At 64.1% G+C, this 14972-nt stretch carries 11 protein-coding genes; 4 read left to right on the forward strand and 7 right to left on the reverse strand.

Annotation, left to right across the window (positions count from 1 at the left end; translation table 11 throughout):
- Positions 1–62: 62 nt before the first annotated feature.
- A complete protein-coding gene (gene clpA, locus ACTXGA_RS09795) occupies positions 63–2393 on the forward strand; it encodes an ATP-dependent Clp protease ATP-binding subunit ClpA (RefSeq protein ID WP_443393122.1) in 2331 nt (776 codons plus the stop codon).
- Positions 2390–3364: a M23 family metallopeptidase gene (locus ACTXGA_RS09800; RefSeq protein ID WP_443393124.1), complete on the forward strand. Its 975-nt coding sequence runs from the start codon at positions 2390–2392 to the stop codon at positions 3362–3364. Before clpA ends, ACTXGA_RS09800 begins: the two co-directional genes overlap by 4 nt.
- 10 nt (positions 3365–3374) lie before the next feature.
- On the opposite strand, the gene ACTXGA_RS09805 is transcribed toward ACTXGA_RS09800, so the two are convergent.
- The 7 genes from ACTXGA_RS09805 to ACTXGA_RS09835 all read right to left on the reverse strand — a co-directional run bounded on the left by ACTXGA_RS09805 (position 3375) and on the right by ACTXGA_RS09835 (position 12736).
- On the reverse strand, positions 3375–6752 hold the full coding sequence (locus ACTXGA_RS09805) for a peptidoglycan -binding protein (RefSeq protein WP_443393125.1): 3378 nt from the start codon (positions 6750–6752) through the stop codon (positions 3375–3377).
- Positions 6753–6755: 3 nt separating this feature from the next.
- On the reverse strand, positions 6756–7931 hold the full coding sequence (locus ACTXGA_RS09810) for a biopolymer transporter ExbB (RefSeq protein WP_443393126.1): 1176 nt from the start codon (positions 7929–7931) through the stop codon (positions 6756–6758).
- 198 nt (positions 7932–8129) lie between these two features.
- A complete protein-coding gene (locus ACTXGA_RS09815) occupies positions 8130–8264 on the reverse strand; it encodes a hypothetical protein (RefSeq protein ID WP_443393127.1) in 135 nt (44 codons plus the stop codon).
- A gap of 318 nt (positions 8265–8582) precedes the next feature.
- The gene (locus tag ACTXGA_RS09820; protein ID WP_443393128.1) at positions 8583–9350 is read right to left on the reverse strand and encodes an IclR family transcriptional regulator; all 768 of its coding nucleotides are present in this window, start codon (positions 9348–9350) and stop codon (positions 8583–8585) included.
- A 13-nt stretch (positions 9351–9363) separates the two neighbouring features.
- Entirely contained in the window at positions 9364–10728 is a 1365-nt protein-coding gene (locus ACTXGA_RS09825) for a TRAP transporter large permease (protein WP_443393129.1), read from the reverse strand.
- Between the two features lie 2 nt (positions 10729–10730).
- Complete coding sequence (locus ACTXGA_RS09830; RefSeq protein WP_443393130.1) at positions 10731–11399, reverse strand: TRAP transporter small permease; 669 nt, start codon at positions 11397–11399, stop codon at positions 10731–10733.
- A 101-nt stretch (positions 11400–11500) separates the two neighbouring features.
- A complete protein-coding gene (locus ACTXGA_RS09835) occupies positions 11501–12736 on the reverse strand; it encodes a TRAP transporter substrate-binding protein (protein ID WP_443393132.1) in 1236 nt (411 codons plus the stop codon).
- 118 nt (positions 12737–12854) lie between these two features.
- Between ACTXGA_RS09835 and ACTXGA_RS09840 the strand changes: the two genes are divergently transcribed.
- Complete coding sequence (locus ACTXGA_RS09840) at positions 12855–14486, forward strand: GMC family oxidoreductase (protein ID WP_443393134.1); 1632 nt, start codon at positions 12855–12857, stop codon at positions 14484–14486.
- Between the two features lie 95 nt (positions 14487–14581).
- On the forward strand, positions 14582–14972 hold a 391-nt coding region (locus ACTXGA_RS09845), incomplete at its 3' end, for a thiamine pyrophosphate-binding protein (RefSeq protein WP_443393136.1).

Below are 14972 nucleotides of genomic sequence, written 5' to 3' on the forward strand. Positions count from 1 at the left end.
CTTTAATACTATGAGGCAATGCTGATCCTCAATGGACCGGCGCAGACAAGAGGAGCACAACCGTGCCTTCATTCTCGAACACCCTTGAGCAGGCAATTCATGCGGCACTGGCGCTCGCGAACTCGCGCAGCCACGAATTCGCCACCCTCGAACATCTTCTTCTTGCGCTGATCGACGAACCCGATGCCTCCCGCGTGATGAAAGCATGCTCGGTCGACACCGAGGAATTGCGCACCACCCTGGTAGAATTCATTGACGACGATCTGTCCAACCTGGTGACGGACATTGAAGGATCCGAAGCGGTGCCAACCGCCGCGTTCCAGCGCGTGATCCAGCGCGCCGCGATCCATGTGCAGTCCTCCGGCCGGACCGAAGTGACCGGCGCCAACGTGCTGGTCGCCATCTTTGCAGAACGTGAGTCGAACGCGGCCTACTTCCTACAGGAACAGGACATGACGCGCTACGATGCGGTGAATTTCATCGCGCATGGCGTGGCCAAGAACCCCGCCTACGGCGAGGCACGCCCGGTACAGGGCGCAACCGACGCCGAGGAAGAGGCACAGCAGGCAGAGACTGCCGCGCCCGGATCGGACAAGGAATCGGCGCTTGGCAAATACTGCGTGGACCTGAACGCCAAGGCGCAAGCCGGGGACGTTGATCCGCTGATCGGCCGCGACGCCGAGGTGGAACGCTGCATTCAGGTGCTGTGCCGCCGCCGCAAGAACAACCCGCTCTTGGTGGGTGATCCCGGCGTGGGCAAGACCGCCATCGCAGAGGGTCTGGCGCGCAAGATCGTCTCGGGCGAAGTGCCGGAGGTTCTGGCCAATGCCACGATCTATTCTTTGGACATGGGCGCGCTGCTGGCCGGCACCCGCTATCGCGGCGATTTCGAAGAGCGGCTGAAGGCCGTGGTCCAAGAACTGGAAGAACATCCCGATGGTGTCCTTTTCATCGACGAGATCCACACCGTGATCGGCGCGGGTGCCACTTCTGGCGGCGCGATGGATGCATCGAACCTGCTGAAGCCGGCGCTTCAGGGTGGCAAGCTGCGCACCATGGGCTCCACCACCTACAAGGAATTCCGCCAGCACTTCGAAAAGGACCGCGCCCTGTCCCGCCGGTTCCAGAAGATCGACGTCAATGAGCCTTCGGTTGATGACACCGTGAAGATCCTCAAGGGCCTCAAGCCCTATTTCGAGGAGCATCACAGCGTCAAATACACCGGCGACGCTATCAAGACCGCGGTGGAACTGTCGGCCCGTTACATCAACGACCGCAAACTGCCCGACAAGGCCATCGACGTCATTGATGAGGCCGGGGCCGCCCAGCATCTTGTTGCCGCCAGCAAGCGGCGCAAGTCCATCGGCACCAAGGAAATCGAGGAGGTCGTGGCAAAGATCGCGCGCATCCCCCCGAAAAACGTGTCGAAGGACGATGCGGAGGTCCTCAAGGATCTCGAAAACACGCTCAAGCGGGTGGTCTTTGGTCAGGACGATGCCATCACGGCCCTGTCCTCGGCGATCAAGCTGGCCCGGGCGGGCCTGCGCGAGCCGGAAAAGCCCATCGGCAACTACCTCTTCGCCGGTCCCACCGGTGTCGGCAAGACCGAGGTGGCCAAGCAGCTGGCGGACACGCTGGGTGTGGAACTGCTGCGTTTCGACATGTCCGAGTACATGGAGAAACACGCGGTCAGCCGCCTGATCGGCGCGCCTCCGGGCTACGTCGGCTTTGACCAGGGTGGGCAGCTGACCGACGGCGTGGATCAGCATCCGCACTGCGTGCTGCTGCTGGACGAGATCGAAAAGGCGCATCCGGATGTCTTCAACATCCTGCTGCAGGTCATGGACCACGGCACGCTGACCGATCACAACGGCCGGTCTGTGGACTTCCGCAACGTGATCCTGATCATGACCTCGAACGCGGGCGCACAGGAAATGTCCAAATCCGCCATCGGCTTTGGCCGTGACCGCCGCGAGGGTGAGGATACAGCCGCCATCGAGCGGACCTTCACGCCGGAATTCCGCAACCGTCTGGATGCCGTGATCAGCTTCCAGCCGCTGCCGAAAGAGGTCATCCTGCAGGTGGTCGAGAAATTCGTGCTGCAGCTTGAAGCTCAGTTGATGGATCGCAACGTGACCATCGAACTGACCAAGCCTGCCGCAGAATGGCTGGCCGACAAGGGCTATGATGACAAGATGGGCGCGCGCCCGCTGGGCCGCGTGATCCAGGAGCACATCAAGAAGCCGCTGGCCGAAGAACTGCTGTTCGGCAAGCTGACCAAGGGCGGCATCGTCAAGGTCTCTGTCCGTGACGGCAAGCTGATGCTGGATCTGGACGGGCCGGAAAAGCCGCGCCTCGGGTCCAAAAAGCCGCCCCTTCTGACGGCGGAATGATCCCCGCCCGCGCAGCCGTTCTGGCCGCGCTGGCCCTTATCTCCTCCGCCCCGCACGCCGGGGCGGAGGATTTGCGTCTCGCCCTGCCGCTGGACTGCGAAATGGGCAAGACCTGCTTTATCGACGACTATGTCGACATCAACCCTGAACAGGGGCGGCAACAGGATTTCGCCTGCGGCTACAACTCCCGTGACGGGCACCGGGGTGTCGATTTTTCCCTGCTCAGTTTCGACAGCATTCGCAATGGCGTCGCCGTGCGCGCCGCCGCGCCGGGCGTGGTGGTCCGGACCCGGGACGAGATGCCGGACGACCCGACGATGCGCGGTGTGACTTCGCAGAACGCCTGCGGGAACGCGGTGCTGCTCGACCATGGCGAAGGCTGGCGCACGCTCTATTGCCATATGCGCTTGGGCTCTGTCGCGGTCGAAGAGGGGCATATCGTCCAGACCGGCGATGTGCTGGGCCTTGTCGGCCTCTCCGGTCAGACCAACCATCCCCACCTGCACCTGACGGTGCAGAAGGACGGCAAGGTCGTCGACCCCTTTCGCCCCGAACCGGGTGAGACATGCGGCGTGACGGACAAGACGCTCTGGGCCGATCCGCCGGTTTACACGCCGACCTTCTTCGTGACGGCCGGGTTCTCGGACGGTGTGCCTGACATGAAGGCGGTGTTTGACGGCAGCGCCCGCAAGGCGACGGTCCTGCCAGACTCCCCCATCGTGCTCTATGTCAATGCCCGCCACCTGCAGGCCGGGGACAAGATCCTGTTTTCCATCGAAGGACCTGCGGGTACAGACATCCTTCGCCATGAAATGACGATCGACGGGGACAAGACGCGCCTGACGCCCTCTGCCGGGCGGCGCGCGCCCAAAACGGGCTGGCCAGCGGGGGACTATCTTGGCCATGCGACGATCCTGAGGGGCGACACACTGATCGCGCATCGCTTTGCCCATGTGACCGTGGCGGACTGAGACCCCGCTTTTACCGCTCTGTCAGCTTCAACTCGATCCGCCGGTTGCGCGCGCGGGCCTCTGCCGTGTTGCTCGGGTCGACGGGCTGGAATTCCCCGAACCCGTTGGCCGACAGACGCCGGGGCGGAATGCCGTAATTGTCGATCATGTCCCGCACCACGGAAAGCGCCCGCGCCTGACTGAGTTCCCAATTGTCGGCAAACGCGCCCCCGGGGCGAATCCGCTGGTTGTCGGTATGCCCGTCGACACGAATGACCCAGTCGAATTCCTCGGGAATGTCGCGCGAGATATCCAGCAGGATCTCGGCCACCTTCTCGATCTCCTGCCGCCCGGCGTTCGACAGATCGGCAGAGCCCACTTCGAACAGCACCTCCGACGAGAACACGAACCGGTCGCCGGAAATGGTGATCCCCTCGCGGTCGCCGATCACGTCGCGCAAACGGCCAAAGAACTCAGAGCGATATTTCTCCAGGTCCAGCTTTTCCGCCTCCAGACGCGCCGCGCGCTCTTCTTCCAGCCTGCGCTTCTCTTCTTCCGCCTTGCGCTTTTCCTCTTCGGCCAGTCGGCGTTTTCGTTCTTCCTGTGCGACACGTGCGATGGCGGCGTTCAGCTCGGATCCGAGGTTCTGCAACCGCACCTCCGACGCTTTGTCCTTGGCCCGCGAGTCGTCCAGCAGCGCCTGCAATTCCGCCAGCTGGCTGCGCAGGGCGGCGACGTTCTGATTCAGCGCCTCGACCTGCAGATCGGCCTTGGTGGCGCGCTCTTCGGTCTGGGCCAGCTTGTCCCGCGCCTCGTTCAGCAGGATCTGGCGTTGCTCGACCTCATCAAGACGGTCGGTCAACTGCGCCTCGGCGGCCTTCTGCGCGGCAAGGGCGGCGGCCAGCTTGTCCCGCGTGTCCTCGACACTTACCTCTGCCGCCAGTCGTGCCGCCAATGCGGCGGCAAGCTTTTCTTCCAGCGAACGCGTGTCGTCGGTCTGTTCGGCCGCGCGCGCCTCAGCCTCGGCCAGCCTGCGGCGCAGATCGGCAATCACCGCATCCTTGGTGGCCTCCTGCTCCTGCAGCGCGGTAACCTGCACAGCAATCCGGTTCAGCCGCGCCTGCAGTGCGTCGATCTCGGCCTTGCGTTCGGCGCCCAGCCCATCCGCGACGGACAGGCGCTGGGTGAGTTCTGCATTCTCGCTTTCCAGCGCGATGATCTTTTCCAGTCCGCGGTCGGCCCGCGCAGTTTCCGAATCCAGCCGCGCGCTCAGTTGCGCAAGATCGCCGCGCAGCGTTTCAAGTTCCGCCGCCTCGGCGGTGCGGTCCTCGATCCGCGCTTCGGCCCGGGCCAGCGTCTGTTCCAGCCGAGCCAGTTCCTGGTCGCGGTCCTGCGCACGCGCGCGCGCTGCCTCCAGATCCGCCGCAAGCCGGGAATTCGTGGCCCGCAACGCATCGACGGCCGCGCCCTGTTGCGCCGCCTCGCCGCCCATCCGCGCAATTTGCGCCGAAAGGGTCACGTTCTCACCCTGCAAGTCGTCGATCCGCGCGTCACGCCCCTCGATCCCCTTGAGCGCGGCGCTCAGCTGCGCTTCGATCTGGGCCATCTGGCCGCGCATGAGTTCGATCTGGTCGGTGCGCTCGGCCTCGCGGGTGCGGGCAGTGTCCAGTTGCGCGTTCAGCGCCGCGACCCGCCCTTCCAACGTGGCAACATCACCGCGCGCCTCACCGATCTCGGCGCGTGCCAGTTCCAGCGCCACGTCCAGCCGGTCGCGTTCGGCGCGCAGTTCGGTCAGATCGGCAGAGCGGTCGTCCGCCTGCCCACGCGCCACGGACAGATCGCTGACCAGCGCCGCGTTGCGGGCGCGCAGCGCCTCAAGCTCGGTCTTCAGTTCCTCTGCTTCGGTCAGCCGGGCCAGCGCCTGCGCCAATTGGGCGGACAGATCGCTCAGCCGCGAGGCGCGCGCCGCTGCCTCGGCCTGCGCATCCTGCAGCGCCCGTTCCGCCAGCGTGCGCGCCGCCTCTTCGCGGACGCGGGCCTGTTCGGCGTCCCGCGCCGCAGTCTTGGCCAGCGTTAGCTCGTCGCGCAGCGCCGTCAGACGAGTATCCGCCACGGCCCCTTCGGCGCGAGCATCGGCCAGCTTGGCCTCCAGATCCACGATGCGGGCCAAGGCGTCATCGACCCGCCGTTGCAGCGCCTCCGCCTCACGCTCGCCATCTGCCAGCGCGCTGGCCAGTTCACTGTTCAATCCTGCCTCGGCCTGCCGCGCCTCGGCCAGTTCGGTCGTCAGTCTGTCCGTATCCGCATCGGCCTTGGCCAGTGCCTGTTCCAGCCGCGTGATGCGCTCCGCCGCCGCGTCGATTTCGGCCTTCAGACGGCTGGCCTCAAGCGCGCTGTCATCCTCCAGCGCCGCCATCTGCGCCGTCAGCCGGTTCGCCTCTGCCACGGCCTGCGCCAGTTGCGCCTCAAGCGCATCGATACGGGCCTGAAGCCCCTCGCCCTGCTGCTGCCCGGCCAGCAGGGCCGCCGCCAGCTTGGCGTTCAGATCCTTTTCCGCCTCACGCGCGGCGGCCAGCAGGGTCAGCGTCTCCTCGGCCCGGGCACGTTCCTGTTCCAGGGCCAGCGTCATGGCGGTCAGTTCGGCATCCGCCTCTTCCAACCGCTTGCGCAGGGCCGCGGCGGCCTCTGCCTCGACCAGCTTGGCCTGTTCCTCTTCGGTCAGGGCCTTTTCGGCAGCGTCCAGATCTGCGGACAGCGCGGTGATGCGCGCATCGCGGTCGGCATTCCGGGCGCGCAGGTCGGCGATCAGCGCCTCCATTGCCTCCCGCCGGGCGGCGGCAAGCCGCGCCGCCTCCGCCTGATCGTCGATTTCGGTCCGGGCGCGGGTCAGCGCGGTGGTCAGTTCATCCCGTTCCAACGCAAGAGCGTCCCGTTCAGAAGCGAGGGCTTCCCGCGCCTCGGTCAGATCGGTCACCTCGTCGCGCGCCGCGTCGCGTTCCAGCAACAGCGCGGCGACCCGCTCCTCGAACGACGCAATGCGATCCTGCGCAGCGACCAGTTGCGCCGCCTGCCGGTCCCGTGTGATCGTCAGGCTGTCGATGATGCTCTGCTGTTCGGCAAGGCGCAGGTCCCGGTCCGTCAGGGTCGACTTCAACTGCCCGACCTCGGTGTTCAGCGCGCTGCTCCGCTGCTGTTCCAGCCCCAGCGCCCGCGCCAGCTTGCCCAGCTCGGCATTCAGCGTGTCCAGCTCCGTCTCCTGCCCGCTGATCTGCTCACGCAGGACGAACTGGATCACCATGAAGATCGACAGGACAAAGGTCAGAACCAGCAAGAGGCCGGTCATCGCATCCACAAAACCGGGCCAGATATTGGCCTGAAACCGCGCGCCGGTGCGTCGCGACAGGGCCATGGATCAGCGGTCCTCGCGCGGCCGTAAACCACGCGTGGAGCCAAGAGACCGGGACAGGGCCGCCAGATCGGTACGCAACTCGGCCATGCTTTCCTGCCGGCCGGCGCTGATCTCTTCGAGGATGCGCAGCATCTGCACGTCGATCGACCGCAGGCGCATCCGGCTTTCGGCGTCCAGCCCCTCGTCCGATTCCTTCTCCCGGATCGCCTGCGCCAATTGTTCCTGTCCCTCGGCAATCCGCGCCAAGGACGTGGCCGAGGGCGAGGTCGCCTCGATCCGTTCGGTCAGACGCTCGACACTGTCGGCCAGCTGCGCCAGCCGTGTGTCGACCTCTGCCCGGCTGTGCTCGGCTTCCGTGAACAGGTATTGCAGGCGCTCCATCTGTTCCGCCATCTGGTCCAGAACAAGGCCCGCCGGCCCCAGATCCGGCCCATCCCCATCATGGGAAAAGCCCAGCCGTGTGATCGAGGAAAGCCATTCCTCCAGCTCACGGTAAAACCGGTTCTGACCATGCCCCGCGAACAGTTCCAAAAGGCCCACGATCAGCGAACAGGTCAGGCCCAGCAGCGAACTGGCAAAGGCGACGCCCATGCCGCCCAGCTGTCCCTCCAGCCCCGTCATCAGCCTCGCAAAGGCGGCGGTGCCGCTTTCCCCTTCCTGCGGCGCCAGGCTGCGGATCGTATCGACCAGTGCCGGCACCGTGGTCGCCAACCCGTAGAACGTGCCCAGAAGGCCAAGGAAAATCAGCAGGGAGACGATGTAGCGAGTGATTTCCCGCACCTCGTCGATCCGCTGCGCAACGGATTCAAGGATCGACCGGGTCGAGGTCGTGTTGATCTGCATCCGTTTGTCGCGCCGCGACCGCAACAGCGTCGCCAGCGGCGCCAGCAGCTGCGGCGGTGCGGCCCCCGCACCCTGATCGCCCTTGGCGGTAAAGCGTTCGATCCAGCGCACAGACACCATCAGCTGCGCCACCTGCCAGAAACAGGCCAGCACACCGACGACGAAAACCGCACCGATGAAGGCGTTCAGGTAGGGGTTTGACTGAAAGACAGGCAGCACCCGCGGCAAGGCAAGAAAGCCGCCAAAACCGGACAAGCCAAGAACCGCCAGCATGAGAAGCACCTGGCGGATCGGCTGACTGAAATGTGGCTCGGCCTCGAGGTCGGGCTCGCCCATCGGACACCTGACGCTTGTTTACTGCGCTATACCTAGATGTTTAGCGCCGCCTCGCCAAGGAGTTATGAACAATTCCCCGTGGGTTGGCGGCAAAAGACCCGTTTGCGCAACAGTTACCCGGCGTCACCAAATTCCGCCGCCACCAACGTCGCATAAAGACCGATCCCGGCGGGGCAGCGCCGCTAATTCTTGGGCGGTCTACGACAGGATGATTCCACCATGCACCAGCAACACCAACTTGTCTGCCCGCGCCTCCGGATCGACAGGCTGACGCGGCGGGTGACGACCGGCAATCTCCCGCAGCCGCGCGTGGAACCGCTGCCGCCAGTTCAAGCACCGCGCCCGTGAACAGACACCCGGCCAGACGGCTAAGGTGTCACCTACCTACACCCGTTAAACTTCGAACCGGACCTGACCTGACCTTGGGCAACTGGCAGACGCGCCTGCGCTGCACCCGCCCCAACACGGCGGCGATGGACAAGATCGCGCCTTATCGCCTGAGCGACACCCTCCCTTCTTTGGGCTTCCAAATACCCTCGGGGGAGTCGACCGCAGGGAGACGGGGGCAGCGCCCCCTGCTTGATCATCATAGGCCTTTCGGCTTCCTGATGCCCCTGTCGACACCCAAACTGCGCGAACAGGTCCCCCGGTTCAGTCGGTGATCAGGGCTGACATCTGTGCCGCAGCTTCCCGCAAAGAGCCCAGGTGGTCCATCAGGTCTTCGACGGAAAACCGTTGCGTCGGGGCGTGAAAGGACAGCGTGGCGGTCAGCCGCCCGTTCTGGTCGACGATCGGCACCGCAAGGGCAACCATGTCCTCCATGAATTCTTCACGGTCCAGCGAATACCCCTTGCTGCGGATCTCCTTCAACTCGCGGACCAGCGCATCGCGGTCGGCAATCGTATGCGGTGTCCGTGCGATCAGGTCGATTGAATCCAGGTAGCTGCGCAGGTGGTTGGCGGCCAGCGTGCTGAGGTACATCTTGCCGCTGGCGGTACAGTAGAACGGCACGCGCGTGCCGGTGGGCAACTGGATGCGCAGCGGCCATTCCGTCTCCACCCGCTCAATGTAGATCATCGCATCCCGGTCAGGCAGGGCGACGTTGCAGGTCTCGCCGATCTCGCCACTCAGCTTTTTCAGGATCGCCTGCCGGGCAGTCCGGATGCGCAACGACGACAACACCCCACCCGCCAGGGTCCGCAGGCGAGGGCCGGGCGAATAGCTTCGCCCATCCACGTCCCGTTGCAGGAACCCCTCTTCTTCCAGCGTGGAAAACAGCCGGTGGATGGTGGGTTTCGGCAGGCCGAGAACCTCATTGACCTGGGTGGGGGTGACAGGCACCCCCGCCCGGGCAATTTCCTCGATCACCACCAGAAGGCGGAGATTGGTGGGGATCGTTTCGGTCTTGTCGCCATCCATGCAGCGCGCACCCTTATCTGTTCGGCAGCAGCGCCGTCGACAGGACCGGAACAAGCGCCACGATGATCCAGACCGCGATCAGTGCGGCAAGGTAAGGCACCGTATAGCGCAGCAGGCGGAAGTATGGAACGCCGGTCACCCCCGATGCGACATAGAGGTTCAGACCGTAGGGCGGCGTGATGAACCCGATGGAGGCACCTACAAGGAAGATCACCGCGAATTGCACCGGCTCGACCCCGATAGAATGCGCAATCGGCGCAAGTATGGGGGCAAGGATGATCGTGACAGGCAGGCTTTCCAGCACCATCCCGGTCACGAAGACGATGGCCATGGCCGTGAACAGGATGGCATAGTAGCCGCCCATCGAGGTCACGAAATCCCCGATGATCTGTTGCGCCCCCAGGATCGACAGGATCTGCTGCATCACGACCGACACGGCGATCAGCGGCGCAAGGATGCCGGTGATCTGCGCCGAACGCATGGTGATCGACGGCAGCTCCAGCGGGCTGAAACCGCGCACCACCAGCATTTCGGAATAGCTGCGCTCGGACACGTCCGGGCGTTCGGTGCGGCCATGGTTCACCCAGCGGTGCAGCGGCAGGCAGACAAAGCCCACGATGACGCAGAAGCCCACGGTCACGCCCGCCGCCTCTGTCGGAGAGAACTTGCCCGTATAGATGCCCCAGAGCACAAGGCCGATGGCAAAGAAGCCAAGCCATGCGCCGATGGCCGTCTTGATGATCCGCGACGGCGACAGGCCGATCAGGTAGCCCCAGCCGTTTTTCCAGCAGACAAGGAAACAGGCCAGCATCATCCCGCCGACCATCATCGTTCCGGGGATGATCCCGGCCACGAACAGGTCCGAGATGGGGAGGTTCATCAGGAACCCGTAGACGATGAAGATGATGGAAGGCGGGATGATGATGCCGACGGTCCCACCCGCTGCCGCGGTGGCCGCCGAGAAACGTTCGTCATAGCCACCCTTGACCATTTCCGGGTGCAGCATCGACCCGATGGTGGCGGTGGTGGCAGAGTTGGAGCCCGAGATCGCCGCGAACAACCCGCAGGCGCCAAGGCTGGCCATGGCAAGGCCGCCGCGGATCCAGCCAAGGCAGGCATAGGCGAAATCGGACAGGCGCCGGGCGATGCCCGACCGGTTGATCAGGTCGCCGGTCAGGATGAACAGCGGCATGGCCAAGAGGGCAAAACCGTCGGTAAAGACATCCGCCAGCGCCGCGCCGATGTTGTCCAGCGGCATAGCCAGCACGAACGACATGCCCACGACCCAGTAACCGATGACCAGAAAAACCGGCACGCCCAGCATGAACAGAAAGGTGACGCCGATGGAAAGCAGCGTGATGATGGTTCCGTCGGACATGGTCAGTCGCCTCCGATTACGGCTTGTTCGATCAGGGTGCGGCCCGCGCGATAATTGGCGAGATCGCTGAACAGGTTCTCCAGAACCCGGGCGACCAGCAGCACAAAAGCCACCGGCACCGACAGCAGGAACCACCATTGCATGACATTGTCCGTGCCCAGCATGATCTGGAAATTCGCGGCAGAGTTCACCGCCACACGCGTTGAGGTGACGGTCACGATCCAGGCAAAGCCGACCCACAGCACGGCGTCCAGCAACAGGCAGGCGATCTGACCGATGCGGGGCATGGCGGTGCGGAATTCCGAAAACGCCAGGTGCGTGCGCAGCTTGACGTTATAGCTGCACCCGAACCACGTCATGATGAGGAAAAGGAAAGGCGGCAGCGTGGTGGACCACGGCGCCTGCTCCTGCAGGACAAAACGGCGAAAGACCTCGACAAAGATGATGCCGCCGATGGCGAGGTAGGACACGACCATGACAGTGGATTCGAGATTGCGTTCCACCCACGGCAGAAAACGATAGACGGCCTGCATGACCAATCCAAAGACCAGCAGCGCAATCAACCCGATCGGCCAGATCGCGGGCTGGCGCAGGGCCTCGCTCAACATCCATGAATCGCCCGAAGATAGCGCCGACAGGATCTCTGCCGTGCCCTGAAACCAGCCGGTCATACCCAAACTCCTCCTTTTGGGTCGTTATGTGGAATGCGCGCCTCTCCTCCGGCGCGCGGGATCAGAGTGGGCCGGAGATCTCCGGCCCACAAGGCACCGCCTCAGGCGGACCGCCACCAACGGCGCGGCTCGACGTTTTCGGGCAGCGTGTCCTTGGGGATCTGGCGGGCGACATCGTAGATTTCCTGATAGGTGTCGATGCCACCGGCCCAGTTGTTCAGGCGCTCGCGCCATTGTGCCCAAGGCTCGGGGTTGAACTCGGGCGAGCTCATTTCCTCGGCCATCTTGATCTGGTCGTCGGGCAGGAAGGCCGGGCGGACGCCTTCCTTGACAAAGATCGTATCGGGCAGCTGCGGATCGCTGAAGCCCACGGTCTTGACCAGCGCGGCCTCGTTCGCGGCCTGCACATGGACCTGTGCGAGGTAGGCGGATTCCATGACGGCGTCCTGCAGCGCACCGTCAAGCGAGTCGAAGACCTTGGCCGACATCGAGGTGTGCTCTGTGCCGCAGAAGAATTTCAGATCCACCGACTGGCTGACCACCGGTGCCATGTTGGCGTAGGCCACGGCCGAGGCCCATGTCTCCGCGCCGTCGATCAGGCCCTGCTTCAGCCCGTCCAGCGTTTCTTCCCATGCAACGGGCACCGGGTTCAGGTTCAACAGTTGCATCGCGATGCGGCCCAGCTGGGTGCCGGTGACGCGGTTCTTGGTGCCGAACAGTTCTTCGAGCTTGGTGACCGTGGGCTTGTCCTCGAACGACTTGCCCATCTGCAGACCGCGCAATTCGCAGTGCGAAAACAGGAATTTCAGCCCGTGTCGCTTTTCCAGCGGGTCGCGCAGGATGCGCTGCGATTCAGGGCTGTAGAGGAAATGGTACTGCGACGCGCGGCTGGGGAACATGTAGGCATAGTCCAGCACGTTCAGATAGGGCGCCCCCCCGGCCGAGTTCTGGGTCGAGGCAGCATACATGTCCACGATGCCGATCTGGGTCTTCTCGACGCAGTTCAACTGACCGCAGATCTGGTTGTCCCCGATGAATTCCACGCGGATCTCGCCATCGGTCCTCTCCTCCAGGTCCCGAGCGAATTCCAGAACGCCGGCGCGTTCGATCAGCAGGTTGCGCGCGTTGAAGCCCGACGCGCCCAGTTTCAGCGTGTGCTTCGGCTCCTTGCCGAACCGCTTGGTGTAGGTGGATTCCGCAGCCGCCGCCAGCGACGGAAGCGATGCAACCCCGGTCAGCGCTCCCGCGCCCAGCACCACAGAAGACAGGCCGAACTGACCCGATAGTCGAAACAGATCCCGGCGGGAAATCCCGCTCAGCGTTTTCGAGACTTTCATGTTTTCCTCCCTGTTTTTGCAAAATTGATACTTGCAGTCTCAATATTGGTGGATTTATGCATGTTTTGGCAAGAAGAAATTTTCGAAGCGACCAAGGCTTCATCGGGAGGAGCGTGAAATGACTGATTTATCGGCAGATTTCGTGATCGTCGGCGCAGGATCCGCGGGCTGTGTCATCGCGAATCGCCTCTCGGCCGATCCCCGGAACCGCGTCATCCTGCTCGAAGCGGGGGGCCGCGACTGGAACCCGTGGATCCATATTCCGGTCGGTTACTTCAAGACGATGCACAATCCTTCGGTGGACTGGTGCTACAAGACAGAGCCCGATCCCGGCCTGAACGGCCGTCGCCTCGACTGGCCCCGGGGCAAGGTTCTGGGCGGATCCTCGTCGCTGAACGGGCTGCTCTACGTGCGCGGCCAGCCGCAGGATTACGACCGCTGGCGCCAGATGGGCAATCCGGGCTGGGGCTGGGACGAGGTGCTGCCACTGTTCAAGCGGTCCGAAACCAACGAACGTGGCGCCGATGACTTTCACGGCGACAAGGGCGGGCTATCGGTGTCGAACATGCGCATCCAGCGCCCGATCTGCGACGCCTGGGTCGCTGCCGCGCAGGCGGCGGGTTATGCCTTCAACCCCGATTACAACGGCGCGACGCAGGAAGGCGTGGGATACTTCCAGCTGACCACCCGCAAGGGGCGGCGCTGTTCCTCAGCCGTGGCCTTCCTCAACCCCGCGCGCAAACGCGAGAACCTGACCATCGTCACCGGGGCGCATACCCAACGCGTGCTGATCGAAAATGGCCGGGCCACCGGCGTCGTCTATCGCGACCGGGCAGGAAACGAGCAGACAGTCCGGGCCCGGGCAGAAGTCATCCTCTCCGGCGGCGCCATCGGCTCGCCGCAGATCCTGATGCTGTCGGGTATCGGAGAGGCCGAACACCTGCGGGATCACGGGATCGAGGTGCGCCACGACGCCCCCGCCGTGGGCCGCAACATGCAGGACCACCTGCAGGCCCGGCTGGTGTTCAAATGCAATGAACCCACCCTGAACGACGAGGTGCGCAGCCTGTACAATCAGGCCCGGATCGCCCTGAAATACGCGATGTTCCGCGCCGGTCCCATGACCATGGCCGCCAGCCTTGCCACCGGGTTCATGCGCACGGGCGATCATGTGGAGACCCCCGACATCCAGTTCCACGTCCAGCCCTGGTCCGCCGACAGCCCCGGCGAAGGGGTGCACCCATTTAGCGCCTTCACCATGTCGGTCTGCCAGTTGCGCCCCGAAAGCCGGGGGGAAATCCGGCTGCAATCGGCCAGCGCCGCCGATCATCCGCGCATCATCCCCAATTACCTCTCCACCGAAACCGACCGCCGCACCATAGTGGCCGGTGTCAACGTCGCCCGGCGGATCGCCCGTCACGCGCCGCTGACTTCCAAGATTTCCGAGGAATTCCGACCCACCGCCGCGCTCGACATGGACGATTACGAGGGCACACTGGACTGGGCGCGCAACAACTCGACCTCGATCTATCACCCGACAGGCACCTGCCGCATGGGACCGGACAAAAGCGACGTGGTCGATGCGCGCCTGCGCGTGCGCGGCGTTGCGGGCTTGCGGATCGCGGACTGCTCGATCATGCCAGAGATCGTTTCGGGCAACACCAACGCCCCCGCCATCATGATCGGGGAAAAGCTGTCGGACATGGTGATCGAGGACAGCAAACAGGCCAAGGCACCGGCAATGGCCTGAACGGCGTAAACTGGACTGAAGGCCCCTGCCGGACTGGCCCTACTCTTGCCCGGCAGGTGGGATCAAACACACTTCCAAGCGAACGGAGAAAACCCATGCAAATGACGACCGAAGAAGCCTTTGTGAAGGTTCTGCAGCGCCACGGGATCGAGCATGCCTTTGGCATCATCGGTTCGGCGATGATGCCGATCTCGGACCTGTTTCCCCAGGCGGGCATCACCTTCTGGGACTGCGCGCATGAGGGCAGCGCGGGCATGATGTCGGATGGCTACACCCGCGCCACCGGCAAGATGTCGATGATGATCGCGCAGAACGGCCCCGGCATCACCAACTTCGTCACCGCCGTCAAAACCGCCTATTGGAACCACACGCCGCTGCTGCTGGTCACGCCGCAGGCCGCCAACAAGACCATCGGCCAGGGCGGCTTTCAGGAAGTCGAGCAGATGAAGCTGTTCGAGGACATGGTCGCCTACCAGGAAGAGGTCC

Source organism: Antarctobacter jejuensis (assembly GCF_052266595.1).
GTDB lineage: Bacteria > Pseudomonadota > Alphaproteobacteria > Rhodobacterales > Rhodobacteraceae > Antarctobacter > Antarctobacter jejuensis.

Coding starts and splice junctions, on each gene's coding strand:
- ACTXGA_RS09800 (WP_443393124.1), top strand. CDS start 2,390: ATGATCCCCGCCCGCGCAGCCGTTCTGGCCGCGCTGGCCCTTATCTCC.
- ACTXGA_RS09805 (WP_443393125.1), bottom strand. CDS start 6,752: ATGGCCCTGTCGCGACGCACCGGCGCGCGGTTTCAGGCCAATATCTGG.
- ACTXGA_RS09810 (WP_443393126.1), bottom strand. CDS start 7,931: ATGGGCGAGCCCGACCTCGAGGCCGAGCCACATTTCAGTCAGCCGATC.
- ACTXGA_RS09820 (WP_443393128.1), bottom strand. CDS start 9,350: ATGGATGGCGACAAGACCGAAACGATCCCCACCAATCTCCGCCTTCTG.
- ACTXGA_RS09825 (WP_443393129.1), bottom strand. CDS start 10,728: ATGTCCGACGGAACCATCATCACGCTGCTTTCCATCGGCGTCACCTTT.
- ACTXGA_RS09830 (WP_443393130.1), bottom strand. CDS start 11,399: ATGACCGGCTGGTTTCAGGGCACGGCAGAGATCCTGTCGGCGCTATCT.
- ACTXGA_RS09835 (WP_443393132.1), bottom strand. CDS start 12,736: ATGAAAGTCTCGAAAACGCTGAGCGGGATTTCCCGCCGGGATCTGTTT.
- ACTXGA_RS09840 (WP_443393134.1), top strand. CDS start 12,855: ATGACTGATTTATCGGCAGATTTCGTGATCGTCGGCGCAGGATCCGCG.